General features: G+C 68.1%; 23 protein-coding genes. 13 read left to right on the plus strand and 10 right to left on the minus strand.

Annotated features, from left to right (window positions below; all coding sequences use genetic code 11):
* Positions 1-1586: serine/threonine protein kinase (locus tag ACZ68L_RS43295; RefSeq protein ID WP_469589519.1), on the plus strand; the 1586-nt coding region annotated here is incomplete at its 5' end.
* Between the two features lie 276 nt (positions 1587-1862).
* Here ACZ68L_RS43295 and ACZ68L_RS43300 read toward each other — a convergent pair.
* Positions 1863-2015, minus strand: a complete 153-nt coding sequence (locus tag ACZ68L_RS43300) for a hypothetical protein (protein WP_469589522.1) — start codon at positions 2013-2015, stop codon at positions 1863-1865.
* Positions 2016-2235: 220 nt separating this feature from the next.
* Between ACZ68L_RS43300 and ACZ68L_RS43305 the strand changes: the two genes are divergently transcribed.
* Together ACZ68L_RS43305 and ACZ68L_RS43310 are read left to right on the plus strand one after the other, a co-directional pair.
* Positions 2236-2859 carry a hypothetical protein gene (locus tag ACZ68L_RS43305; protein WP_469589525.1) on the plus strand — a complete coding sequence of 208 codons (624 nt, stop codon included), beginning with the start codon at positions 2236-2238 and terminating at the stop codon, positions 2857-2859.
* 48 nt (positions 2860-2907) lie between these two features.
* Positions 2908-3456, plus strand: a complete 549-nt coding sequence (locus ACZ68L_RS43310) for a hypothetical protein (protein ID WP_469589526.1) — start codon at positions 2908-2910, stop codon at positions 3454-3456.
* Here the strand turns inward: ACZ68L_RS43310 and ACZ68L_RS43315 are convergent.
* Positions 3404-4198: an IS5 family transposase gene (locus ACZ68L_RS43315; protein WP_469589570.1), complete on the minus strand. Its 795-nt coding sequence runs from the start codon at positions 4196-4198 to the stop codon at positions 3404-3406. The two genes, ACZ68L_RS43310 and ACZ68L_RS43315, sit on opposite strands and share 53 nt — an antisense overlap.
* 558 nt (positions 4199-4756) lie before the next feature.
* On the opposite strand from ACZ68L_RS43315, the gene ACZ68L_RS43320 reads away from it, so the two are divergent.
* Positions 4757-4903 carry a hypothetical protein gene (locus ACZ68L_RS43320; protein ID WP_469589529.1) on the plus strand — a complete coding sequence of 49 codons (147 nt, stop codon included), beginning with the start codon at positions 4757-4759 and terminating at the stop codon, positions 4901-4903.
* A gap of 313 nt (positions 4904-5216) precedes the next feature.
* On the opposite strand, the gene ACZ68L_RS43325 is transcribed toward ACZ68L_RS43320, so the two are convergent.
* From ACZ68L_RS43325 to ACZ68L_RS43335, 3 genes are all read right to left on the minus strand, one after another.
* Positions 5217-5366, minus strand: coding sequence for a YaaC family protein (locus tag ACZ68L_RS43325; protein WP_469589531.1), 150 nt, complete (start codon positions 5364-5366; stop codon positions 5217-5219).
* Positions 5367-5470: 104 nt separating this feature from the next.
* Positions 5471-5737, minus strand: coding sequence for a hypothetical protein (locus tag ACZ68L_RS43330; protein WP_469589534.1), 267 nt, complete (start codon positions 5735-5737; stop codon positions 5471-5473).
* Positions 5738-5923: 186 nt separating this feature from the next.
* On the minus strand, positions 5924-6088 hold the full coding sequence (locus ACZ68L_RS43335; RefSeq protein ID WP_469589535.1) for a hypothetical protein: 165 nt from the start codon (positions 6086-6088) through the stop codon (positions 5924-5926).
* A gap of 206 nt (positions 6089-6294) precedes the next feature.
* On the opposite strand from ACZ68L_RS43335, the gene ACZ68L_RS43340 reads away from it, so the two are divergent.
* Positions 6295-7263 (plus strand): hypothetical protein, encoded by a 969-nt coding sequence (locus tag ACZ68L_RS43340; protein ID WP_469589538.1) that lies wholly within the window; start codon positions 6295-6297, stop codon positions 7261-7263.
* 64 nt (positions 7264-7327) lie between these two features.
* On the opposite strand, the gene ACZ68L_RS43345 is transcribed toward ACZ68L_RS43340, so the two are convergent.
* Positions 7328-7540, minus strand: a complete 213-nt coding sequence (locus ACZ68L_RS43345) for a hypothetical protein (protein ID WP_469589541.1) — start codon at positions 7538-7540, stop codon at positions 7328-7330.
* A gap of 125 nt (positions 7541-7665) precedes the next feature.
* Here ACZ68L_RS43345 and ACZ68L_RS43350 point away from each other — a divergent pair, with 125 nt between their 5' ends.
* Positions 7666-10074 carry a helix-turn-helix domain-containing protein gene (locus tag ACZ68L_RS43350; RefSeq protein WP_469589543.1) on the plus strand — a complete coding sequence of 803 codons (2409 nt, stop codon included), beginning with the start codon at positions 7666-7668 and terminating at the stop codon, positions 10072-10074.
* A 1070-nt stretch (positions 10075-11144) separates the two neighbouring features.
* On the opposite strand, the gene ACZ68L_RS43355 is transcribed toward ACZ68L_RS43350, so the two are convergent.
* Both ACZ68L_RS43355 and ACZ68L_RS43360 read right to left on the minus strand, forming a co-directional pair.
* Positions 11145-12182, minus strand: coding sequence for a hypothetical protein (locus ACZ68L_RS43355; RefSeq protein ID WP_469589544.1), 1038 nt, complete (start codon positions 12180-12182; stop codon positions 11145-11147).
* A 179-nt stretch (positions 12183-12361) separates the two neighbouring features.
* Entirely contained in the window at positions 12362-14782 is a 2421-nt protein-coding gene (locus ACZ68L_RS43360; protein ID WP_469589547.1) for a helicase associated domain-containing protein, read from the minus strand.
* Positions 14783-14998: 216 nt separating this feature from the next.
* Between ACZ68L_RS43360 and ACZ68L_RS43365 the strand changes: the two genes are divergently transcribed.
* On the plus strand, positions 14999-15220 hold the full coding sequence (locus tag ACZ68L_RS43365; protein ID WP_469589549.1) for a hypothetical protein: 222 nt from the start codon (positions 14999-15001) through the stop codon (positions 15218-15220).
* Here ACZ68L_RS43365 and ACZ68L_RS43370 read toward each other — a convergent pair.
* Positions 15214-16341 carry a caspase, EACC1-associated type gene (locus tag ACZ68L_RS43370; protein ID WP_469589551.1) on the minus strand — a complete coding sequence of 376 codons (1128 nt, stop codon included), beginning with the start codon at positions 16339-16341 and terminating at the stop codon, positions 15214-15216. The two genes, ACZ68L_RS43365 and ACZ68L_RS43370, sit on opposite strands and share 7 nt — an antisense overlap.
* On the minus strand, positions 16338-16697 hold the full coding sequence (locus ACZ68L_RS43375) for an effector-associated constant component EACC1 (protein ID WP_469589554.1): 360 nt from the start codon (positions 16695-16697) through the stop codon (positions 16338-16340). Before ACZ68L_RS43375 ends, ACZ68L_RS43370 begins: the two co-directional genes overlap by 4 nt.
* Positions 16698-17199: 502 nt before the next feature.
* On the opposite strand from ACZ68L_RS43375, the gene ACZ68L_RS43380 reads away from it, so the two are divergent.
* The 6 genes from ACZ68L_RS43380 (at position 17200) to ACZ68L_RS43405 (ending at position 25171) form a co-directional block, all read left to right on the plus strand.
* Positions 17200-18327 carry an ABC-three component system protein gene (locus ACZ68L_RS43380; protein ID WP_469589557.1) on the plus strand — a complete coding sequence of 376 codons (1128 nt, stop codon included), beginning with the start codon at positions 17200-17202 and terminating at the stop codon, positions 18325-18327.
* Positions 18324-18800, plus strand: a complete 477-nt coding sequence (locus ACZ68L_RS43385; RefSeq protein ID WP_467894713.1) for an ABC-three component system middle component 2 — start codon at positions 18324-18326, stop codon at positions 18798-18800. Before ACZ68L_RS43380 ends, ACZ68L_RS43385 begins: the two co-directional genes overlap by 4 nt.
* Positions 18793-20628, plus strand: a complete 1836-nt coding sequence (locus ACZ68L_RS43390; protein ID WP_469589560.1) for a hypothetical protein — start codon at positions 18793-18795, stop codon at positions 20626-20628. The genes ACZ68L_RS43385 and ACZ68L_RS43390 overlap by 8 nt, the downstream gene beginning before the upstream one ends.
* 170 nt (positions 20629-20798) lie before the next feature.
* A complete protein-coding gene (locus ACZ68L_RS43395; RefSeq protein WP_469589563.1) occupies positions 20799-22664 on the plus strand; it encodes an ATP-dependent nuclease in 1866 nt (621 codons plus the stop codon).
* A complete protein-coding gene (locus tag ACZ68L_RS43400) occupies positions 22661-24409 on the plus strand; it encodes a UvrD-helicase domain-containing protein (RefSeq protein WP_469589566.1) in 1749 nt (582 codons plus the stop codon). The genes ACZ68L_RS43395 and ACZ68L_RS43400 overlap by 4 nt, the downstream gene beginning before the upstream one ends.
* A 195-nt stretch (positions 24410-24604) precedes the next feature.
* Positions 24605-25171 carry a DUF5753 domain-containing protein gene (locus tag ACZ68L_RS43405; protein WP_469589567.1) on the plus strand — a complete coding sequence of 189 codons (567 nt, stop codon included), beginning with the start codon at positions 24605-24607 and terminating at the stop codon, positions 25169-25171.
* The last annotated feature ends 11 nt before the right edge of the window (positions 25172-25182 follow it).

Genomic DNA, 25182 nt, shown 5'->3' on the forward strand with positions numbered 1-25182 from the left:
GACCGCATGGATCAACGACCCAGCCAAGCGCAGGGAACCCACACCACAAACCTCATAGCGTCACGACCGTCTCACTGGACTTGAAATCTTCCGGCCTGCAGATGGCCGTCAAGGTCGTGCATCCGGCGCAGGCGGCAGATGTAGAGTTCCGGGCGCGTTTTCGCCGGGAAGTGCAGCTGTCGAGGCGGGTGACGGGTCCGTGCCTGGTATCGGTACACGATGCCGACACCGGCAGCAACCTCCCCTGGCTCGCCACGCCCTTCGTGCCCGGTCCCACCCTGGACCGGTATCTAGCCACGAGCGGGGCTCTGACGGGCGCCCGTCTGTATGCGCTGGCTGCTGGCACTGCGGCCGCGCTCGCCGCGGTGCATGATGCGGGCATCGTCCACCGGGACGTGAAACCGCAGAACGTCATCCTTGCCCCGTCCGGCCCGCGGGTGCTGGACTTCGGTATCGCCCATGCCTTGGACGGCACCTCGGTCACGCGCACGGGGGTGATGACCGGCACGCCCGGCTGGATCAGCCCCGAGCATTACCGCACCGGTGCGGTCGGCCCCGAAGGGGATGTGTTCACCTGGGGCGCGCTCATTGCCTACGCCGCGACCGGTCGCCTCCCCTTCGGTACCGGCGCACCCGACGCGGTGGCCTTCCGAATCATGTCCACCGAGCCGGACCTGGCAGGCGTCCCCGACGATCTCCTGCAGCTGGTCGAGCAGGCACTGTCCAAAGAGCCCGGCGACCGGCCGCCCGCCGCCGAACTCGGCCGCACCTGTACGGCACTACTCGCCGCGCAAGCAACGGCCATCACCTCTCCTTATGGAGAACAGCCGACGCTGGTATCCGACCTGGTGAGCGTTCACTGGGACCTGCCTCACGAGGACGACCCTGCCTGGCACACTGCCCCGCCCCGCAGCCGCCTCAGGCTGTATCTGGTAGTCGCCGCAGCGGCTCTCGTGGTGGGCGGCATCGGCGGAGCCATCGCCGCAGCGTCAACCTCCGGACACGAGCAAGCCGCCGGTCCAAGCCATGATCCGAAGGCGGCACCCGCCAGCGCTACGCCCGTGGTGGAACCGACCCGCAGCCGGGAGCCCAGCAGCGCATCACCTACTCCCTCCGCGGCAGCCCCTGAAACTGAGCCTGCACACCAGACCGCTCCATCACCTGCGTACACCCGCAACGACGCCACGCAGCCCAGCATCGACGAATGGGCCGACGCACGCGTACCGGCAACGCCGACGGAAAGGGCCACAGCCGAACGACTGCGCAGCAACGCGGCTCAAGTCCTGCAAGGAAAGGAGTACATGGGCGATGAGGTGATCGTCACCTTCAACCCCCAGGCACAGACCATGTTCGTCACCTTCGGTCCCGGCATCTTCCCTGAAGGCCAGGACTACCACGACGACCCGGATTGGACGGAGAACGTGCGCTCGCTGATGTTCGGCAGCTGCACCGAGGCGCAGCAGAACTTCCATGACCACATCACCTGGCCCTACGGCCGCGCAGCCGTCGTCTACCGCGAATCCATGGCCAGCCCCATCATCGCCGATTTCCGCGAAGTCACCCATAGCGACAGCTGTCGCGTATGACCTGTATGGTCTGCGCCCCGAAGGAACTCCGGCTTCCCTCTGTTGAGCGCCACAGGTCGACAGACACTCCGTGTCCCGGCGGCGATCACCGGGGCAGCTCAGAGCGGGGTCATGGGGACCTCGACTCGCACTGTCCGCAGCCGCTTCCAGGCGGATCGCATCGTCAGCGCCGTTGCGGTCGACCCCGGGCATGACGGGCACGGGAAGTTTTGGCGGCCCAGGTCGAGTTCCATGCACAGTGCTGCTGGTGCCACGTAGAGACGCCGGCAGCGCGGGTCACAGCGGTAACGGTGATCCTCGTCCCTCGAGTTCGAGAGCGGCGAGGATGCTCAGGGTGCGCTGCCGTTCGTCGAGGCTGGCCCTGCGGCGTTCCCAGTCGGTGCGGGCGGGTTCGGTGGCAGACTCCTTGAAGAGAGAAGGAGTTGCCATGGGGTTTGGCTTCAGAGTCGGCGTGCCGGGAATGAGTGTGCGGGTCTCCACACGAGGTGTACGTACGTCGGTCGGTCCCCGCGCGGCACGCATCAGCGTCGGCAGCGGCGGAGCCCGTATCTCGTCCGGCCTCGGCCCCTTCTACGCCTCCAGCTCGCTGCGCGGCGGAGGCAGCCGACGCGGCACGAGTACCCGCCGCACGGCCTCACGCCCCAGATCCGTGGCGCCTTCGGCGGCGCAGCTCGACCGGGCACGTCGACAGGCGGAGCAGGCACAGCAGGATGCCCAGCGCGATGCAGCTATTGCCCAGTTGACGGAGCTTCGCCGGCAGACAACCAGCGTGCACCTGCAGTCCTTCCCGATGGCTCACCAGCCCGTCGTGCCTGGGCCTCCCCCGCTGGGCCTGCCCTGGGCGCAAGCCGAGGCTCAGGCATTCCATCTGCAGCAAGTGGGCCGTTTCGCCCGCGCCGAACGCAGCGCGGCCAAGTCCCGTGCGACCTTGGAGGCGCCCTCCTTCCTGTCCGCCGAACAGGCACGTCTGCATGCCGCGCACGCATCGCTGTGCGCCGAGGCGGAACACTGGTGGCAGGCGCTCACGGCAAACGACGAGGAAACCGTCTGCGAGGCGGTGAACACCGCATTCTCCGACAATCCGGCCGCTGGGTGCGCGGTCGGTGTCGACGGCTCGGTGCTGTCGGTCGTCATGCGCCAGCAGGATCTCGACGCGATGCCCACCCAGACCCCGGGCCTCACGCCCAGCGGGCGCCCCACCCTCAGAAGCCGTATCTCAACCGAACATGATCGCTTGATTCCTGCTGGTCAGGCATGGTCTCGGTCGGGGTGAGGGAGACATCCGGCGTTCTGCTTCCGCTTGTTCGTCGAGGGGTGCGCGATGGCGTCGATGCTGGGGTTGCTGGAAGCGCGGGAAGCGTCTGCCCGCGAGCGGGTGGAGGCCCTGCGGGAGGAGGCGGCCCGTGCGGCTGCGGCCTTGGAAGCCGGCGAGATTGAGCTGGACCGGCGGGTGATCGCACGCGAGGAGCTCGTCGACGCCCTGGCCACGTCCGCCGCCGAGATCACTGCCGCGACGGAAGCCGAGGGCGAGGGAGGAACGGTGCCCGCCCCCGTTCCCGTGCCTGCGTCTGCGTCGGTTCCGGGGGCGGTGGTGCCGCCCTGGCGGGACGGGCTGGAGGTGTCGGTGCTCTCGCCGGACAATCAGCGGATCTTGAATGTGCTGCAGGACCGGCCGGGTCTGGAACCCTTGCGGGCCAAGGACATTGCGGCCGTGATGGGCATCGACACGGTGGTGGCGGCGAAGGTCGAGGGGGTGCGCTCGAAGGCGAAACGCCTGGCCGAGCGGGGCTGGTTGCTCCAGGAGGCGTCGGGCGCGTTCAGCGCCGGCCGCAGGCGTGTGGCCTCGCCAGGCGGCGGCCCATCCGCGTGATCACCGAGAACAGGATCATCGCCTCGCTGGTCGCGGGCAGCGTCTCGTAGTCCCGGCACAAACGCCTGGAGTGCATCAGCCAGCTCAGGGTGCGCTCGACCACCCACCGCCTCGGCAGCACCACGAACCCCTTCGTGTCGTCGGTCCGCTTGACGACTTCCACGGTCAGGGCGAGTTTCTTGCGGGCCCAGTCGATGAGAGCTCCGGTGTAGCCGCCGTCGGCCCAGACCAGGCAGATGTCCCGGTGCAGCTCGCGCAGCCGGGTCAGCAGGCCGGTAGCCGCTTCGCGGTCGCCCACGTTCGCGGCAGTCACGGCCACGACCAGCAGCAGGCCCAGGCAGTCGGTCACGATGTGCCGCTTCCTCCCGTTGATCAACTTGCCGCCGTCGTAGCCGCGCGAGTCGGAGGGCACCGAGGCAGCGGCTTTCACCGACTGCGCGTCGATGACCCCCGCTGTCGGCTCCGCCTCGCGTCCCTCACGCTCCCGCACCTTCCCGCGCAGCCGGTCATGCAACTCGGCGATCAGCCCGTGCTGCCGCCAGCGGCGGAAGAACGCATAGACCCGCGGCCAGCAGGGGAAGTCTGCGGGCATCGACCGCCAGGAGATCCCGCCCGCGACCAGGTAGCGGATCGCGTTCAGCATCTGGCGGTGGCAATAGCCCTCGGGCTGCCCGCCCCGGCCCTCCAGCCAGACCGGCGTGGGCAGCAAGGGCCGCACCACCGCCCACTCCGCGTCCGACATGTCCGACGGATACCGCGGCTCCCGCTCGGGATGATCGGCAGCGTTGCCGTACACGTGCGCGAGGCAATCGCACGACACGGCGGACGAGTTGAACTCAACCAGCTCGGACGCGTACACATACGACAACAGGGCCTCCCGGCACCGCTCGGTCAGATTCGCATCCCCGAGCTACCGAGGGGCCCTGCCTTCATGCGCGTACCGCCGGAAGACCACCCGACCAGGAACCCTGTTCGATCCACACGTTCCATGATCGGTTGAGATACGGCTTCTGAGATCAGGAGGGACCGGCTGGACGCCGACCAGCTCGCCGCCCTCGCGGAGGTGGGCATGGAGTGGGCGTGACACCGCGACCCCGCTACTGCCCATCGCCGAGACCACCGCCACCGCCCAGCGCGGGCGCAACGCCTCGCGCGCCCTGCTGCCCACCCGCCTTCAGTAGCGAGCCTCACGCCCCGCAGGAGGCTCCCTTGGAGAACCTGGCCCCGGCGCTGGAAGCGAAAGAGATCCTGGCAGCGGCGGAACGTCCTGTGGGCCGCGCCCCCGCCCGGCAAGCACCACATGCCGAACGGTGAGCTCCTGAACGTCGCCCTGAGCGCGGTACGCGCCGAGGAACGCCAGAGGTACATCGGCCGCCTGGAAGCGCTCGTGGCGCCCGCCTGGAGAAGCTGGTGTGTGCGTACGGGCCAGGCAGCCGGTACGCACTGATCGGACGGTCCGAGACCTTGGTCATTCGGGAGCAAATGGAAACCAACCTGTTCGATCTGCGCGGCCGGTGGGAGAGGGAGTACGAGAAAGTTTTGCTGGGCGACCTCGAGTTCGTGGGGGGCCGCGCATCCGCCTCAGCCTGTGAGCAGCCGGGAGAAGCAGCGGGGCTGGACAGGGTGATCCTGTCCAGCCCCGCTGTCGTCGGGTCAGCCGAAGTGGAGCGTCTCCTGAGCGAAGTCGGCCAGGCCGGGGCGGCGTGCGCCGTCCGGCTGTGCGGCCTCCCACCGCTTCACCAGCTCGTCCTTCCATCCCTTCAGGTGCTCACCTCGGTGATGGCATCCGCTATCAGGACGGGCAGGTGGTTGATGCCGACTTCCAGGAGCCGCTCGATGGGGACCGCGTGCCTGCTGTTGTCGACGTTGATGAGCGTGCCCCAGGCCGCGGGTTGGTAGCGGGAGAGCATGGACAACGCGTACAGGACCGCCCATCAGGCCATCAGCGGGTGCAGTTCCCACTTCATCGGCGGGAGGACGGGCAGGAAGTACCGGTCTCCTCTATAGCTGCGGGTCATGGCCCGCAGGTGAGCCTGCCGTTCGGCTCCGGTTGCCAGTCCGTCGAATCCAGTCCCCGCCCCTGGGGCATTTGCCAGTTGATCGTCATTTCGCCCCCGCCGTGGTTGTAGCGGCTGTATTCCGGAGGCGCCTCCGAGCCGAGGTTGAGAGCACAAGTGGTCACGTAGCTCTCGTGCTGGGCGACGGCGGGGTACGAGGTGAGGAAGTCGGCCAGCGCCTCGCGAGTGCCGGCGCCGATGACCCGGTCGGGGATGTTACACACGGGGACGCTCAATAGGGAGTGGTCATGTGCGCCGACGTCAACCTCGTCCGTGTACCGCGGGGTGAGCCGGTCCCTGGTAGTGAGCGGGTAGCGGAGGTTGGGGGGCAGCAAGTCCGCTCCCATGCCTGAGCGGCGTCGGGATCGATGTGCATGATCCAAGACGCTACCGCTGGCCGGGGTTGGGGGTCAGTCGTGCTGCCACCATGTCACGGCGAGGCCGACGAGAAGGGCTCCTGCATGGCGGATGGCTCCGGTGAGGAGCGCGACGGAGGCAAGGCGCCGCCAGGAGACGCGGGCAGGCGCAGCGTCCGGGGCCGGGGTGGCGCGGGTGGTGTGGTTCCTATTCGGCATGACGGGTCTCCGTGGTTCGGGCAGTGCGCGGCAGCGCACGGTGCGGGAGTGGGTGTGGGTGTGGGTGTGGGTGTGGGTGTGGGTGTGGGTGTGGCAGCGAGTTAGCTCTTGGGGCCTGCTGCTGCGTTGATCGTGACAGTGGGGTGGTGGGCCCTGCATCTTCAACTGGGGCCTGGTTGGGGGAGAACGATGTAATTTCCACCCCCGTGTACACCTGGAAGAACATCACCGAGCCCGGCACCATCGACGATCTCGTCACGGACGCCCATGCCGCCGGTCATCCGGACATGAACGTGCGGCGGGTTCATGACTGGATTGCCAAGGGGCTGCTGGACCAGCCGCGGCTTCGGACCCGGCGGCGTGGCTCAGACAAGGCCATGCACAGCGTCGACCAGCGCAGGTTGCTGCTGCTCCTTCTCGACAAGCGGCAGGAGGTAGCGCACCTGAGTGCCCTCGCGCAGGTGCCGCTGGCCATGTGGTTGTGGTGGGACGGCTACGTGCCCACCCGGCAGGCGCAGCGGGCGTGGGTGACGTGGGTGGGACGCGGTCGGCGCAGCCAGGAGGTGGCGCGCGAGGGCGCCGTGGGTCTGCTGGAGCAGGTCGGGCATCAGCTGGCGACCGAGACGGCCCGTACCCGGTTCGTGCGGATCATCACCGAGCTGGGAAACGGCAAAACGCTGACTGTCCGCGGGCGGGCGAAGCTGCTGGACGCCGTGCGGGACGTGATGGAGCCCGAGTCGGTGTTCGCCGCCAGCGGCCTCGTCCGCGCGCTCGGGCCCGCGCGGACCCCGATGACCGTCGAGGCGGTCGTGACCCACGTCGAGGCCCTGTGCGCCGCGTTGGGCCGCACGCTGGACGGAACGGTGGACGGCGCGCTGTTGGAGCGTGCCCGGGCCGTCCACCGCGCTTCCATGGCTGGCTACCTCGCCCAGCGTGGGGGCCTCGCCACCGAGGCCGGACAGCTGGCCGACCTCTTCCGTGAGCCCACGCTGCAGGAGCAGTTCGACCAGGCCGGACGGCAACTGCTGCTCGTCCTCGGCATGGAACTGGTCCATCACCCACCCGGCCGTGACTTGGGTCCTGTTCGCTCCGGCGGGGAAACTGCTGCCGCGTCACCGCGCGCCCGCGCTCGCCGACGCGGAGCCCGGCCCCATCCTCGCCAGCTGGCAAGTTGACGGTTGCCTGGCGGCTTCCCCCGGGCTGGGAGCTGCGGAGGCGCCGCCGGGGCGAAGTCCGTCGTCAAAGCCGCCCGGCCGTGATCGCGAAGGTCAGCAGTGCCAGGGACAGGGTGGCACTGCCGGCGAAGGCTACGGCACCGCGCAGCAGTGCGGCTGCATAGGTTGCTCCGTCGATCCGGGCAAGGAGGCCAGCCGTTGCTCCTACGAGTGTGCAGAAGAGCGTGAGGACCGCTAGGAGCAAGGTCAGGAGCATCAGGTGTGTGGGTGAGGTCATGTCTTCTTCCTGAGCTGATCGGACGGTGGTGACCTCGGTGAATTTCGCAGTTCCGGTGTTCACTGGGGTTCGGGCCGAACAAAGTTGAATGAAGACGGGAACCCGAGGGACGGAGTGGGCAAGGCATGGGGGAAGTGCACGAAGATCCGTTGTCGGAACTCGGGTTGCGGCTGCGCACGCTCAGGGCGCAGCGTGGTCTGCTGGTGGATGGGCTGGTGGCGCGGACCGGGTTGGGGCGGACAACGGTCAGCCAGGCGTTGAACGGCAAGGTGGTGCCGTCCGAGGCCACGCTGGTGGTCCTCGCCAAGGCGCTGAGCACAGAGGAGATGCCGTTACTGGACCTACGCCAGGCCGCTGCGCAGGGTCGAGGACGAGATCGCCGTCCCCGTCGTCGACGGCCGAGTGCAGGACCGCACGCGGCTGACCACCAGGCTCGGGGCGACGGTCGTGAGCGGCCAGGGTGGCTGGTGCGCGAGCTCCGTGATCCATTCGATCTGGAGGTCCAGCGGGCGATCGACGTCTCCGGCGATGACGGATTCAGCCCTTTGCCGGTGTTGCCGCTGTACGTGGAGCGCGAACACGATGCGCTGCTGCGTGAGGCGGTTCTCGGCGCCTTGGACGGGCGCAGCGCGTTGGTGACCTTGATTGGTGGTTCTTCCACCGGAAAGACCCGAGCCTGTTGGGAGGCGGTCCAACTTCTGCCGGACGAGTGGCGCTTGTGGCATCCGATCGCACCAAGCCACACCGATGCGGTGCTCGCGGGCCTGCCAGAGGTCGGGGCGCACACCGTGCTCTGGCTCGACGAGGTCCAGCACTATCTGCTGACCAGCGACCCGGCCGTCGGCGAGCGGGTCGCTGCTGGCTTGCGTGAACTGCTGCGCACGCCTGAGCGCGGTCCCGTCCTCGCGCTCGCGACCGCCCACCCAGAGGACTGGGCCCGCCTCACCGCCACTCCCCCGCCCCACGATGATTACCCCCAGGCCCGGGCCCTGCTCACCGGAGTCGGCGCCCGCGCGCGGATCCCGGACCAGTTCGTCTGTGATCCCGCGACCCTTGAGGAGGCGGCACATGCCGACCCGCGTGTCGCCGAGGCGTCCGCCAGCGCTGACGACAGGCGGCTTACCCAGTACCTCGCGGGCGTGCCGGCACTCTTGGAGCGCGTCGAGCACGCCTTGCCGATGGCCTGGTATCTCGTCATCGCCGCAGTGCAGTTGCGCCGCCTCGGCCACGGCCCGATGCTGCCTCTGCGTGGGCTGGAAGCGACTGCGGCTTCTCTCGCCCCTGACCACGTGTGGGATGAACACGCTCACGCTGAGTGGTTCGAGAGCGCCCTGGAGTGCCTTTCCGCCCCGTGCCGGGGCGTCCCCGGCCCTCTGAGCCCGGTCCGGCCCCGGCCCGGCACTCCCCCACCGGACCAGCCGCTCTACCGGCTGTCCGGCTATCTCTTCGAAATCGGCCGCTACGAGCTCCGCCACGACTGCCCGCCCGCGCCGTTCTGGGCAGCCGCCCTGCAGCATGCCTACACCGACGAGGACCGCCGGGCCCTCGCCACGTCCGCGTACGAGCGAGGACTGGTACGCCTGTCCGCTTCGGTCTCAGACGGCAGGGACTTGTTCGGTCTGTACGACCGCGGCTCCTCCTACCTGCTGGGGCAGGAGGCTGGCAGGGCGCGCGCGGAGAGCGCTCTGGCCACGATCGGCGAGCAGCGAGCGTCCGGTCAACTCCAGCGCAATGCCGTCCTCGCCTACTTCTACCCGCGCCAGGAAGCACACCACCTTGACGAGCTTGGGGAGCACGAGCGGGCCGCGGCCATCTGGCGTGAGCTGGCAGATCAGGGCCACCCGGATGCCTTCGTACACGTCGGGCGCTATCACCTGCAGTTCGGCCGGCGGACGGAGGCTGAGCGGTGGTTCCGGCAAGGTGCCGAGGCCGGTGACGACGACGCCATGCAGGACCTCGTGTTCCTGCTCGCCGAGGACAGGCTGTTCGACGAGGCCGCCGAGTGGACCGAACGGATCGCACGGCCCGCGGAGAGCGGGGACATCTACGCCTACTCCCGGCTGGCCTACCGCCATAAGCGGGCAGGCAATCTCACGCAGGCCAAGATCTACTTCCGCAAGGCGATCGACGCCGGGCTCGTGGACTGTTACCAGGAACTGATCAAGTTGCATCTCGAGGAAGGGGACATCGAGGGGGCCCGCCGCCTGCATGCGGAGGCGATCGAGGCAGGCGAGACCAGTGCTCCCATGATGCGGGCCGAGGAGCAGGGGGAGCACGCCAAGGCCGACGAGCTCGCTTTCACCTCCCGGGACCGCGGCCGTACTGTGGGGCCACTTCGGTTCCTGCTGTGGCATCGGCTGCAGCAGCCAGACACGCTCGGCCTCGGAACGGCTCTCGCGCGCACAGTGATCGACGCCGGCGATGCACTCATCGTCCAGGGAGTGGCCAGCGAGCTGTCGGCAGCCGGACACCAGCGTGCTGTCGAAGCCCTGCAAAGCGTCTTGGACGAAGTCGACGAAAGCGTTGACCAGTAAGGACGCACGCCGCGGGCCTGGAGTGGTCCGGCGTGACCAGTGGCATCGCGGCCGTGCGCCCGTGCGGGGCGCACGGTCCAGTGGCCGACGACCACCCAGGACGGTGGCGACGACGGTACGGCGTGCCGGGTTGAAGGAAATCCGGTGACCTCTCGGTCGAACGCTCCCCAGCACAGCCAGGAGGCGGCGATGTGGGCCTGCCGGGGGCAAGACCGTACAGCGCGGTGCAGTGTGCGGCGGTGAAGGCGGGGGCGTACCGGTGTAGGGCGGGCAGGCGCACCCCGATCGCGATGGCCACCGCGTCCTGGTCCTCGCGCGCGGCGAGCGCGCCGGACACTACCTCAAGGACATCAGCGGGCATCTCTCCTTGCGTGCGGGCCTGGTGTGCGGCGTACTCGAGCAGGCGTCCCAGCGCCCGCACGGACGGATCCGAGCCCAGCAGCGCCGCGTCCGCTCTCCCGCCGTCTGCCGGGCCGGGGGTGTCCGGGGCCGGGACGGCGGCGAGGCGGGGCGGACAGGGCGTGTGGCGGTGCCGGGCCCGCACGGAGTGAGGAGTCCTCCTCGGCGAGGACGACCGGCGCGAGAAGACAATCAGCTGGGCGGCTGGTCCGGCGGCTGAGAGACAAGGGGCTGTGCGTACACGGTGCTGCGATACCGCGCCAGCAGCCGCCTGCCCCTCTTGAATCGAGTGCGTACGCGCCGCTGGCGAGATGGCGGCCGCGGTCGCTACGCGGGGCCGCCTTTGCTCCAGGGACGCCACCGCCTGCGGCTGACCGCCGGGGTCTCGCGTCCTCCGGCAGGGGGTTCGTCCTGGTCTCCTTCTGAGCGGGCCTGGCCGAGCACAGCGACCTGCACGGCCGGCCAGTCCTGCGTGCGCCACCAGCAGAAAAGGTCGCCGGAGGCGATCACGGGAAACGGGAGCGCGTCGACGACCCTGCGTTGATACACCTCGGCAGGGCGCTCGGCGGGGTCGAGGCGATGCTGGTGGTTGACGATCAAGGCAGCGCAGGTGACAGGCTGAGCGGGGCGCAGTTGCGGCCATTTCTCCAGATGGCGTTGAAGCTGCGAGATCAGTTTCTCCCCGCTGCCCCGGCGGCTGCCTTCACCTCGACCAGGCAGGTGGACCCATTCAGCACAGCGAGCAGGTCCGCCGACAGGGTGCCGCCCAATTCCTCGTCCAGATCGGTGACGGCGAATCCGGCGGCACGCAGCACTACTGCCACCGCGTCTTCCAGCTCGGTGCCGCTGCCGTACAGCAGGCCGTTCCGCACGGGTTCGGCCTCATGCTGCGCCCGCTCAAGATCGTCTTCAAGGCGGGCCTTGTCCTGCAGGTAGCGGCGCTCCAGCTCCTCAAGGGCGCCGCGGGCTTGCGTCTCTGTGGGCGTCTCCAGAGCGGGATCGACATGGTGGCGTGAGCGGACGCGGCGCAACGCGGCTGGCGTGTGTTCAGGAAGGGCACGCTGGACGAGCCAGTCGGCCACCTGGTTCCAGTCGACCCCGTCAGGGATCACATACCAGATCTGCTGGCCGTCGCAGGATGTCCAGCGTGCGACGACGGGCTCGCCCAGGCTGTCGACGAGGATCGGCAGCAGCTCGCCTTCGGGCTTGCGCATCGTCGTTCCGCGCGGGCCCTCCAGGGCTGTCGCCTGCAAGGTCATCGCCCACCAGGGGGCGCCGGCCGGGCGGTTGCGCAGTCTCAGTCCGAGGTCGCGGTCGGCCGCGTCCAGATCGGGAGCCAGGGAGACCTCCGCCCCCGCGAGCAGGCGCTTGCCGAGGATCGCGCCGGTGAAGTGGCGGAAGTCCACGCGGCCGCCGGGCCGGCCGAAGACCGACCGCACGCGGTCATTGTCATCGTCCGCTGTGCCCATCGTCGCGATGATGAGCGCGGGCTCGCCGCGCGAGGCCGCCCCGGACAGGAACCTGTCGAACTCGTCGGCGCCGTGACCGGAGAAGTGGCTCGGGTTGGTGGCGGCGGCGCAGGTGCTGGTGTCCATGTCGAGCCAGCGCGGCTCGGCCCCATGCTTGGTCCAGGAGATGCCCGCGTACCTGGCCGAGGCCGCGAAGAGGTCGCGTACGTAGTCGTTGACCTCTGAATCGGGCTCATCCATCTGGGCGGGATCGTGGACAGCGATGTGTATGGGGACGAGGCCGTTGGGACCCGTGGTGTGCGCGGAAATGGCCGAACCGTAGCGGGCCGGTGTGACACCGCCGCCAGGACGGCAACGGACTGAGCCTGCCGGGGATCACCGCCGACGCCCGCAGACTGACGAGGGGCAAGGGAGGCGGGTTACGTCAGGTCGGCCGGGGCGGCGTTCGGGGCGCACCAGTCTCCGTCGAAGAGGGCGGCGATAAGGGCTGCTTGGTCGGCGGGGAGTTGGCCCTCGCGGTACTTGGTGCGCGTCTTGGCGAGCCAGGGGCCGATCTGGACGGTGTCGCCGTCGACGCGGAGCGTCTCGCGGGCGGTGGGGGCACGCCCGTGGCGGTGAAGGAAGAGTTCCAGGAGCTGCACGGTCTGGGCGAAGGTGCGGCGGGGGTGGCGTGCGGGGGCCAGGGGGCTGGTGGCGGGGGTGAGGTTCAGTGCGCTCAGCAGGTCGCGCTGGCCGGGGGCCAGGGTGGTCCACCGGGTGAGCTGGCGGGCGAGCCAGGAGGTGATGTTCACCCCGGCGATGCGAGTGTCGAGGGTGAGGGCGGCAGGGTCGTTGCCCTCTTTCAAATGGGCACGCAGGAGGTGGTACTTGCGGTGCCAGTCCGCCCCATACGGGAGCTGCCAGTACGCGTCGATGGCCGTCAGGTCGGCGTCACGGGTCTGGTCGAGGCGGTCGTGGGTGGCCAGGGAGCGCTGCTCGGCGAGGAACGCACCAAGTGGGGTGGTGGAGGGGGCGGCAAGGTGGCCGTGAACGCGGTGGTAGTCGGTGGCGGCGGTGAGGCGGGCTCGCCAGGCGGCCTGGTGTTTGTCCCAGATCATGCCGAGCGCCTCGAGTTCGGCGGTGAAGTCCGGGTCGAGGCGATCGGCGTTATAGGCGTCGCGCATGGCGGTGATGAAGCGGCCAAGCTCGAAGCCGACGGAGTCCAGGTGGTCGGTGGGGACGTCGAGGTGGCCGTGGGCGTCGTGGAAGGTCTGGGCCGCATTGAGGCCTTCACGGCGGGCGCGTGAGAGCGGGCCGCGAGGGTTGAAGGAGACGAGGTCCATGGAGCGGGCGATGCGTTCGGGGTGGACGGTGAAGTCGAAGTGCCAGCGGTACGCGATGATGCGGCTGGTCTCCGTGGGAAGGCGGTTGGCCTTGTTGGGGAGGCGTTCCAGGATGCGGTGGTCGTGGCTGGCCAGAGCTGCGGTGATGGCCCAGACCGGTTCGTAGGGGGTGCCCAGGATGTTCTCGGGGTCGGCGCCGGGCGGGATGTAGACGGGGACGATGAGGCTGGCGGTCTTCCCGGACACGTCGAGGCGCAGGGCGCGTCCGAGGCCCTGGACGCAGCGGACGATGCTGCTGGTGGGGTCGGCGAAGACGACAGCATCGACGCTGGGGATGTCGAGGCCCTCAGCAATCACTTTGGCGTTGGTGAGGATCGCGCACGGGCAGGAGGCGAAGCGGGTAAAGATGTCGGCGCGTTCTTCGGGGGTGTGGTCGCCGTGGACGGTGAAGACTTCCGGATCCAGCCCCGGGAAACTCTCCGGGGCGGTGCGGCGCAGGGTGCGCAGGGTGTGGCCGAGTTCGCTGGTGAACCGGGTGGCGTCCTCGACGAGGTGGAAGAAGAGCAGGACCCTGCGCATGGAGTGCTCGGCCATCGCGTTGAGGATGGCCAGGTGCAGGGCGGTCGTGCGCAGCGCATCCTGGGGGCCAGCTTGGTCGGTGGTGCCGGGGGCCGGGAGATTGAGGCGGTCGCGCAGATCGGTGTCGGTGACGGTGGGAACCACGATCCGGTAGTCCGCTGCCACACCGTCGGTGATGGCCTGGGCCAGGGGGTACTCGAAGACCTTCCTGCCGTAAACGGTCTCGTTGTCCATGGAGTTCGCCGCGGCGTCCGGACCTTGCGGTCCGCTCCCCCGCCGCCGTGGGCGGGAGGTGTTCGCGGAGGCGGCCAGGTCGGGGGCGGCGAAGCTGCGGGGGGTGGCGGTCATGTAGAGGCGCCGGTCGGCGAGGATCCTTTGGGCGTCGTTGACCACGGCCCATTTCTTATCCACCCGGCCGGCGATGCGGTGCGCCTCGTCCATGATCGCGAGATCGAACGGCGGTACCCGGTAGCTGGTGTGCTGTGTGCCCTCGATCTTGTCGAGAGAGTCGTAGGTGGAGATGACGGTCAGCGCGGGCACCTGGTCTTGCCGCTCCCCCACCACTGACATCAGTGCGGCCAGCGCGTGCGAACTGCTCGTCGATCCGATCCGGTGTGCTGCCAGAGCGTCGTGGGCTGAGGTGTCCATCGAGGACACGATCACCATGTGCTCCAGGTGGCCGTCCTTGCGCCAGGCCAGGGCGGTCTGCGCGGCAAGGTCCAGCGTCGGGACGACGACCAGGACCAGCCTTGCTTCGAGCTCGTCCGTTGCCCGGATCGACACCAGGGTCTTCCCCGTACCGGTCGCCGCGACATACAACGCACGCGAGCCAGGTCGGCGCAGATGCCGCACGACCGCCCCTAGGCCCTGCACCTGATCCGAACGCAGCTTGGGCCGGTGGGGGTGGCGGGGCAGAGCGACCTCGGCTGGTGTGACCATGGCCGACATTCTGTCGCAGAGCAACGACAGCGCCGCACGTCGTCGTGACCTGCCTGCTCGAAGGAAGAGGCTGGGCACATTCCGGCGCAACGTACGTCACGCGCCTCCGACTGGCGAGAATCGGACGTGCCTGGCCGTTCGAGAGCGGAGCCGGAGCACTGCTGGAAGACTTGTTGCGTCAGTCAGTCAATCGGTCAGGGCGAGGGACGTGGAGCTGTGGCACAGCAGCGCAAGGGGTACTACCGGGCCAGGCACTACGTGAAGCCCTCCTCGGCGTCCAGCGGGTGGAAGAAGCCGTCCGCGGGCGTGGTCCTGGTGCTCTGCGTCGTGGCCATCGCCGGGTGGAACACCCTGGTCGGGAACGGCTCCGGCGACACGGAGAAGAGGCCTCAGCCCCGCCCGTCCGGAGTATCGGCCCCGGCTGACCCTGATCAGTGACCGCGGCCGCGCCAGAAGGCGGAGAGCTGCCGCCGCACCTTCCCGGGCATGGCGGTGCGCTCTTGTGCGGCAGGCGCGTTGCGGCGCAGTTCCTGCCAGACTCCGTGCCAAAGCTGGATCTGGTCGTCGGGGACGCCGCAGGCGGACAGGTAGGCGGCAGTGCTGGTCCAAGTGGTGGGGAGCGTGTTGCCGTTGACCAGTTTGCTGATCGTCCCTGTGGAGATACGTCCGGCTGAGCGGGTGCTGACCTCCCGTTGGGTCAGTCCGCTGACTTCCCGCACGGTGGCGAGGTTCGTGAAGAAGCCGATGACGGTGCTGATCGCAGACGGGTCGGGCCACAGGCGATAGTCCGGCTGCTTGGGGCCGGCTGCGCCGGCCAGCGGTGCGGCGGGAAGGTCCGATTGGTTGCGTCCCAGCGCCACGCGGGAACCGCTGTTGCGGTTCCTGGCCTGCGGCACAGGATGCGCCCGGGCCTCCAGAGTCCGGCGCAGGTGCAGATAGACGGTCTCCAGGTCGAGCAGGGGTGGACCTCCGGGGATACCGTGGCGCAGCGTCTCGAGGAGTGCCCCGGTGAAAGCCGTATGGGTGTCGCCTATTGGGGCGAGGGCGGTACGGGTCTCGGCGGAAGCAGCGAGGAGGAAGGTGCCTTCGACGGCGGCGTGGTCGGCCAAGCCCTGGGGGCCGCTCATCCTGCCGAGGGCGAGGCCGCTGTAGCAGCAGTCGAGGAGGACGATGTGCCGCTGTGCACGGGAGTTCAGGAGAGTCTGGCGCAGCCAGTCGTAGTCCAGGCTGGTCTCGATGTGGTCCGGCTGCGTGTAGGGCATGGCCAGAGCGAGCGTGTCGTGAGGGTCGATGAGTCCGTGGCCGGCGTAGTAGACGATCAGAGTGTCGGTGGCCTCCGCAGCCGCCTGGCGCAGCGGTTCCATCACAGCGGATGGGGTGGGCGGGTTCTCGACGACGGCCAGGTGCGAGGCTGGCATCCGCAGAGACAGCGGACCGCCCAGGAGTTCGGCGAGGGCGGTCAGATTGTTCGAGACGGCAGGCAACTGCTCAAGGTGGTCGTATCGGCTCGTTCCGATGAGCACAGCCCGTGAGGCCCCCGGGTCGGGCAGGACACTCACCGGTCGCCGTCCTCCTCGTCCGCGGCATTGTTCAGTGCTGTGGTTGCCCGTTCGATCTCCTCGGGCGAGCAGTCGGTGAGGATGATGACCGTGTCACCGTGGCGTATCTCCACCCGGGGCCGCTGCGGCCGTGTCTGACGCCATGCCACTAGCGCCAGTACGAACGATGCCGCGCTCCATCCGTTCCCCGTCACCAACTCCAGCACGTCAAGTGCCGTGCCCATCTCCCCCGGCCGGGGCGCGCTCCCCTGCACCTCGGTCACAGCTGTCCGGCGCACGTCCGGGTCCGAACGAAGCCACCCGTGCAACGAACGCAGTTCCCTCGCATCCGACTGCACCCGCACCTCTACCCGCACCCAAGCCTCCTGTGACTAGACTGCACGCCGCCTTGCTGACGGACCTGCCTCCATCGTCGTGCACCGGACCGTGCCTCGCGTCGCAATCCGCAAGATCGTCTCCGATGTTGAGATCTGCCCGACAACGTGGTGCCCTGCCTGGTCCGTGGGCGCCTTCCACCTCGCCCGCCGACCTGGACACCAGCGCAACGCCCACGCGGGCGGGCGAAGCCGTGCACCACGGCGAGGACGTGGCCCGATTGGTGGGGTGTCCCCCACACCTGTACTACTGCTAAGTGGCGGCATAGTGCAGGTCACCGAAGTCTGCGCCCGCAAGGACCTGGCCAAGGCCGTCTGAAGAACGGGGGGCGGAATCCTGCCCGGAGTGGCTGATAGCAGGCGAAGAGGGTGCGTAGGTGACATTTTCTGCTGTTGCTGGCTGAACTTCCTCTGTCCATGGCGTAGTGACTGGTGGTAGGAACATCGGGGTCAGGGTTCCGTTTCATGTACGACCGGGGGGTCGATGAGCACGTCGGAGCGGTTCTCTGCGTTCCATGCTGAGCCTCTCTTTCATGAGCTACCCAAGCCTGCGCAGACGCCAGTGACAGTGGTCGCCCCCATGATGGCCATGCCGCCCACGCTGACGCCCAAGCAGATCCTGGTACACCACTCGGCCGACCAGTGGGAGGAGTTCGTCTACGAGTGGGTGAGCGCGCTTCAGGAGGCCGAGTACGTGGACGTGGTAGGCATGGGGGGAGCCAACGACGGCGGTGCGGACATCGCCGCGTTCCTGACCAGGGACAAGACCGACGGTCCTTGGCACTGCTTCCAGTGCAAGCACTACGGCAAGGCCATCGGCGCCGCTACCGCGTACCCGGAGATCCTCAAGATCCACTCTGCGGTGGCCAAGCAGAAGTACAAGGTGCTGCCTGAGCGGTACGTCTTCGTCGCTCCGAAGATCGGGGGGTCGTTCGCACAACTTCTTACAAAGCCGTCAGCTCTTCGGTCGGGGTTCTTCGAGTGGGTGGCGAAGAACATGGAGAAGCTGGACAAGGAGTACGGCGAGGATCCCCTGCAGCGAGCGCTGGACCTGGCAAGCCGGTCGGACTTCTCCCGGTTCGAGGCTGGCAACCTCGACAGGATCCTCGAGGTGCATTCCAGGACGCCACAGCATGTCAGACGGTTCGGCACGCGCCTGCCCGACCGGCCCGCCATCCCCGCGGCGCCGCCCGAGCACGCACCGAAGGAGGCCCGGTACATCCAGCAGCTGCTGGATGTCTACTACGAGAAGTGGGGATGCTCGCCAAGCTCCCCGGCCGAGGCACACGCCCATCACAGAGCGGGACCGAATCTTCGGCGGCAGCGGGAGGCGTTCTACTGCGCCGAGCAGCTGCGCATGTTCGCCCGTGACAGCGTGCCTGAGGGGAAGTTCGAGTCCCTGCAGAGCGATGTGTACAGCGGTGTCTCGGAGGTGGAGGAGGACGACTTCCCCACCGGATACGCGCGGTTGAAGGGCGTGCTCGCCGCCGCGCGGGACATGTCGCTGGGGCCCAATGTGCTGATCCACTATGTGAAGCCCGAGGATCGTAAGGGGATTTGCCACCAGCTCGCCAATGAGGACTGTCTCACGTGGGTGCAGGAGGAGCTGTGAATCCTCTGAACAGTCCGCTCGAAGTCGGCATGCGTGCCCTGGTCCTGCTCACGGCCAGGTTCCCTGAGCCGCTGGACCTGGCCGAGCTGGTGTACCTGGATCACGTCATGCTGCACAGCGGTGAGCTGAACGGTCCGCCCAGTCTCCATCCCACGCTGCCGGCGGGGCCGGGCGAGCTGGCGATGCGGCGACATCTGATCGAGCAGGGCCTGCGCGTGTTGATGCGGGCCGGGCTGGCCGACGTGGAGGCTGGTGAGGAAGGACTGCTGTACCGGGCGAGCGAGGAGGGGCCTGGTTTCGTCGACCTCCTTGAAGCTCCTTACGTCGCCGCTCTTAGGGACCGGGCAGCGTGGGTAATCGCCGCCCGGTCGTCCTCCGAACTGGATGTGCGTGCCGCGACGAGGGCCATCACCGACCGGTGGGTCCGAGATTTCGATTCACAACTGCCGCCTTCGGGAAGTGACCATGCCTAGCATCCGGCTCCTGCACCTGACGTTCGCCGGCTCCGGCCGGGAGCGGGCACAGGTCGTCTTCGGCGAGAAGCTGACCGTCATCTACGGCGCCTCGGACACCGGCAAGTCGTTCGTCACCGAGGCGATCGACTACATGCTGGGCGCGCGCAAGCTCGACCTCATCCCCGAGGCCGAGGGGTACTCGCAGATCCTCCTCGGCCTTGCCCTGCCCGACGGCAGTGTCATCACGCTCATGCGCGGCCCTCAGGCAAGCCGGATCCATGTCTTCGACGAGGATGTTCGGGACCGGGCACCGGACCTCGAGCTGAGTGTGAGCGCCAGGGGCTCGAAGAACATCTCCCGTTGTCTGCTGGAGAAGCTCGGGCTCGAGGGCACGCTGATCGCGACGAACGACACCGGCGGCACCAAGCTGGTGGGGTTCCGTGATTTGCTGCACCTGTGTCTGGTCAGCGAGACGCGGATGGTGTCGAAGGTTCCGCCGGTCCTGCGCTCCACCGGCACCAGCGGGCAGACCGCCCTCAAATCGGTTCTGAAGCTGCTTCTGACCGGCCAGGGAGAGCCGGTGACCGACGCCCGGCCGAACGCGGCCCAGCGGCGGCTGCAGAAGGGCAAGATCGGGCTGCGGGACGAACTGATCCTCGACCTGCAGCGCCAGCTCGATCCGCACGGCGGCAACGAGGGCGAGCTGGCAGCGCAGCTGCTCCGGCTGCTCGCCCACCAGGACACCGTCGCGGGTTCCCTGCGCGAGATCACCCTGCGGCACGCGGCCGCCGCGGGGCGCCGGGCGGACGTTGCCATCGCGCTCGGCCAGTACGACCAGCGCCTGGCGGAGATCGACGACCTTCTCGAACGGTTCGGGCTCCTGCGCAGCCAGTACGAGTCCGACCTTGCTCGCCTGGCCATGGTCAGTGAGGCAGGCAACCTCCTGGGGTACTTCCGCACCGGGGCGTGTGTCTTCTGCGGTGCCGATCCAGAGCACCAGACGGCAGAGCACGATCAGGAGACGACCGCCCTGCACGCCGCGGTCGCAGCCGAGAACGGCAAAACCCGTCACCTGCTGTCCGACCTGCGACTGACCATCGACGATCTCCAGGGCCAGCGCGAGGACGTCGCCGGACAGCGCGAGACCTGCGCCACCCAGGCCGAGCAAGCCGATCTCGAGATCGCCCGCATCACAGAAGAACTGCTCCCCGTCGAGCACCTGGCGTCGGAAGCGATGGCCGCTCGTTCCCGCGTCGAGAAGGAGCTCGGATTCCACCAGCGGATCCAAGAGCTTCAGGAAGTCCGCGACCAGCTGGTCGCGGACGGTGCTGTCCCCGGCGGGCGCCCTACAGGCAGCATCCCCGCCGGCATCGTCGCGGCGTTCGACCGCGCCATCGAGCGGGCCCTTCAGGCCTGGCACGTCCAAATGCGCAGCGTGTCCTACGACCAGTACACCGCGGAACTGTTCGTGGGCGACCGTGGCCGCGCCGGCCACGGCAAGGGCATGCGGGCGGTTCTTCACGCCGCATTCGCCGTCGGTCTGGCCGACTACTGCCTTGGCGAGGAGCACGTTCATCCCGGGTCGTCATCCTCGATTCCCCTCTGGTCACCTACCGGCAGCCCGTCGCTGCGCGGCGTACCGACGACGAGAACTTGCCCGACAGCGTCAGCGACTACTTCTACCGCGACCTGTTCCACCGGTTCACCGGCCAGGCGATCGTCGTGGAGAACACCGACCCGCCCGCCGACATCGCCCAGGAGGCGCAGGTGTACATGTTCAGCCGCGACCCCGATGACCATCACTTCGGGTTCTTCCCTGTCGGGGCGGCTCGGGGCGGCAACGTGAACGAGAGCTGAGTCTGCTCGCCCCGTCGGGGCGCCTGAGCCTGTGCGGCGGAAGCTCTCTGCGGGCGGTTGGGTCGGTTCCTTGGCGAGGCGGATGAATGTGAACGGTGTCTGGCAGCGAGGTGGGGAGAGCAGCGCGCTCAATCTGCGCTGCTCTGGGAGGGGGCGGGTATGTACATATCCGAGGTGTTGATCGAGAGGTTCCGGTCGTGTGAGGAGGTACGGATACCTCTGCGTCCGGAGGTGACGGTTCTTGTGGGCGAGAACAACGCGGGCAAGACCACGGTGGTCGATGCGGTGCGTCTGCTGACCGATCCGCTGGACGGACGCCGGTCGCGGTATTTTGAGGAGTCGGACGTCTTGAAGGCTGCTGCCTCCTTGGGCGGTCCGGCGCTTCAGCTTGAAGTGTCCGAGATCGGCCCGGAGCAGAGTGGCGCCTATCTGGAAGCAATGGTGCACACCGACGGCTCTGACGGTCGGACAGCGCGATGGCAGGTGTCCTACGCCTCCCCTCAGGGAAACGGGCGTCGCGGCAGCACGGCCTGGGCGCAGGGCCCGGGGCATCCGGTGACGGGAGAGCCGCCTGCTCGCGGTGGGGTGCGGCATGTGTATCTGCCGGCTCTGCGGGATGCGGAGCGGGAGCTGGCATCGGCGGGCGGCGACCGGGTGCGGCTGATCCTGCGTGGCCTTCTGGGTGACGAGGAGCAGGTCGAGGCGTTTGTGGAACGCATCGGAGCGGAGCTGAAGAAGGTCGCTGCCGATGAGCACGTCACAGCGGTGAGTAAGCAGATCAACGGTCCCTTGAAAGATCTGACGGCGGGAACGCATCCGCAGCACAGTGAACTGGCGCTCGCTGAGCCGACGTTCGCGTCGATCGCACGGTCGCTGCGTGTGCTTCTTGGCGATCTCGAGTCCACTCCGTTCCCGCTGTCTGCCTCCGGTCTGGGCTACGCCAACACGCTGTTCATCGCCACTGTGATGGCGGAACTGGACGCTGCCGCGGAGTCTGACCTGACTGTGCTGCTCGTGGAGGAGCCTGAGGCGCACCTGCACCCGCAGCTGCAGACGCTGCTGCTGCGCTATCTGCAACGCCGTGCTCGCGAGTCCCGTCGAAGGGTGCCGAAGGACCCGATGGAACCGGCGGGGCACCTGCAGGTACTGGTGACCACCCACTCCCCTGTCCTGTCGGCCGCGGCCAGTGTCGAGGACGTGGTCATCATGGCCCGCTGCCCGGCCGAGGCCTCTGGTGGCTGGCAGACACGGCCCCTTCCCGTGCCGCAACTGGGACTTACCCGGCGCCAGATACAGCATCTTGACCGTTACCTGGATGCCACCAAGAGCGCGCTGCTCTTCTCCTCCCGGGCCATCCTGGTGGAAGGAATATCCGAACTCCTACTGCTCCCCGCGCTCGCGGAGCGCGTACTCGCCCCAGCCCCTGACGCAGACGCCCCCGCGAAGCGGGCCGCCTTCGAAGCACTCGAGCGGTTCTTCGGAACGACCCGGGTGATCGTGGACGGCGTCGGGTTCGAGGTGTACCTGCGGGTTCTAATAAACCCTGTCGACCAGGTATGCCTCGGACGTCGAGTCGCGCTGATCACCGACACCGACGTCGCCCCCGACGAGCCGGAACCCGAAAGGATCACGAAGCTACGCTCCCTGCCCGCCACCTGGTCCTCGCCTGGGCAGCTGCACGTGGCTGCCGCGCCTCGCACCTTGGAGCCGGCCCTGTGGTCCCCGGGCAACGAGCAGGCGCTGCGGGCGGCGTTTCTACGATGCGCACCGCAGTCAAAGGACCGCTGGGAACAGGTTCTGAAGGCAACTGATCCCTCAGTTGCCTTCGGGGAGCTGTTCATCACGAAGGAGTCCAGGACCGTCCGCGGTCTCGACGGTGAGCCGATCCCCGGCACTGCGATATCCAAGGGGCTCTTCGCCCAGGAGCTGGCGGATGTGCTGGCTGATCGGGCCATCCCGTTCACGGTGCCGGACTACCTGGCACAAACGGTTCAGTTCATCACCGTGCCGGGCGGCGTGTTGTGACGCCGGAGGAGACCGTAAAGGGTCTGCGGTTCGCAGCGAAGGCGCAGCAGCAGCTCGCCGTGCAGGCGCTGGCGCCCGCCTACGTGCCGGCCTGTCCAGGGGCAGGGAAGACACATGTGATCACTTTGCGGCACCTGCAGTCACCTACGCGACTGCTGCGGCAAGGACGGGCACTGATTTCGTTCACACGGGTCGCACGTGACCAGATGGCACAGCGCTGCCGCCGGGCAGGGCGCAGCGATCTGCTGCACGCCCCCCACTTCGTCGGCACTCTCGATTCGTTCCTGTGGGAGTTCCTGGTCAAGCCCTTACGTTCGACGCAGCCGATCCCCCGGCTGCTGGAGTCCTGGGCGAACGTCAAGGCGCCCGTGCAGGGGATGGACAGAGAGATCTCTCTGCACCGCTTCCCGATGGTCCTGGATCCCTCGTCCACGCCTGCTGGGGAAGCCATTGCCTGGGACAACGTCGACCGAGATGCCAAGCGTCTACTCGACGCCAGCGAATACAGCCGCAAGCAGTGGCAAGACGCGGCGCTTGCAACCCGCAGCTCATGGTGCGAGCGGGGTTACTACACCGGACACGAGGCGCGTGTCCTTGCCCTATGGGCTCTGCGCAGTCCGAAGTGGGCCTCGCGTCTTCTGCCGCCGCTGCTCTCCCGGTTCGCGGAGGTGATTGTGGATGAGGCACAGGACTGTTCCGCAGCTGACCTGGCGATCCTCGAGCTGCTGCATGCCGCGGGGCTTCCACTGGTTCTGGTCGGAGACCCCGATCAGGCCATCTACGCCTGGCGCGGGGCACAACCGGCCGCCCTGCAGCACCTCGCCGCCAAGCTGACATCCGCTCCGGTGCCGTTGACCGGGAACTGGCGTAGCTCTCCTGCCATCTGCCGACTGGCCAGCACCCTGCGTGCTGGTACGCGGCCGCCGGACACCGCCGTGGTCCGGGGCGATGACGCCCCCGTCGTCGTCCTGCCCACCCGGTTCGCGGGTTCTGGCAGCAACCACCGGCACGCTTCGACCGGTAGCGGCATCGTCGAGGTGTTCCGTGACGTCGCTCAGGAATACGGCATCAAGGCCGAGGCCTGCCTGGTGACGGCCTACAGATACGCCACGCTGCCTGGGATCGCACGAGAGAAGTCGAACACCAACCAGATCACCAGCCTCGCCTGGGCGCGCACCGTAGCCCACACTGAGAGCGCCTCGAGCGCCGAACTGGCCCGGGCCTGCGCCATCGCTGTACGTGTACTGCTCGGGTACTGGTTTCCTGATGAGGCCGGCAGCCCGGAGCGACTCTGTGCGAGTCATCGAGTGCCGCTGCAGCAGATCAATCGCACAGCGTTCGCGTTTCTCCACAGCCTCCCCCCGCCCCACAAGGAGTGGGCCACCGACGTCCGACAGGCGATGAAGGCATGGCCTGCCCCGGCTGATGCTGCCCCTCACCCCAAGAAGGGACACCTGGCTGGAAAGCCTGTCATCGGCAGAAAGGTCAAGGCCACCGGTGTGCGTACCAATATCGTCCATCAGCTCAAGGGGGACGAAGCCGACGCCGTGATGCTGATGCTGCCGGACGACGGCAACGTACAGCGCTGGGCCCAAGGCGATCCGGCGGCCGACGAACTGCTTCGCGTCTGGTACGTCGCCATCACCCGCGCCCGTCATCTGGCCGCACTCTCCGTCCCTGAGGAGGAAGCCGAGGACATGGTCCGACTGCTGGCGCAATACGGGGTACCCGTCAGAACCGTGTAGTCGTCGGGAGAAGCCGTCTCAGTCACCGGTGCGGTGAGCCGGCCCCGTGTACGTGCGAAGGGACACAGGACCGGCCCGTACGGCGCCCCTTCCTGTCCGGGATGCCCGTCACAGACGGTCCCTGGAGCAGGCCGCAGCGGCAGAGTTGGTGGCTCTGTCCAACCGGCCGGCCGGTGGGAGAGGTACGACAACTGCGTGGTCCCGAACTGGTTCGACAAGCTGATCGGCCTGCAGGAAGGTGCCTCGGTCATCTGGACCTACGAGCTGCTGCTGGTCCCGGGGCTGCTGCAGACTCCCGAGTACGCGTTCGCCGTCACCGAGAAGGGATTCCCGCTCGCGGACCGCGTCGACGTCGAAGCGCGTGTCAACCTGTGGATCGAGAGGCAGGAGATCCTCAGCCGGGAGGACGGCCCGCGTCTGTGGGCCCTGATCGACAGCAGCGTCCTGGACCGCCAGATCGGCACTGCGGAGGTCATGCACCGGCAGATCACGCACCTGGTCGACCTGATAGGCCATCCGCGGATCACGCTGCAGATCGTCCCTGAAGACTTCGTCATCGTCGGCACGCCGGTCACGCTGATCCGTTTCCCGCTCGACGTGCCCGAGGTGGTCTACCTGGAGAACTCCCTGGGTGCCAACTACCTGGACCGTCCCAGGGAGACCGAGCACTTCCGGGCTCTGAGCTTGTCCTACCTTTCAAGCGGGTCGGATCTGATCATTCGTAGGATCGGGGAAGCCCAGGGGTTCCGGGTATGGCTGTGAGCTTGTCGCCG

It is taken from the genome of Streptomyces sp. NPDC104309, from assembly GCF_055584025.1.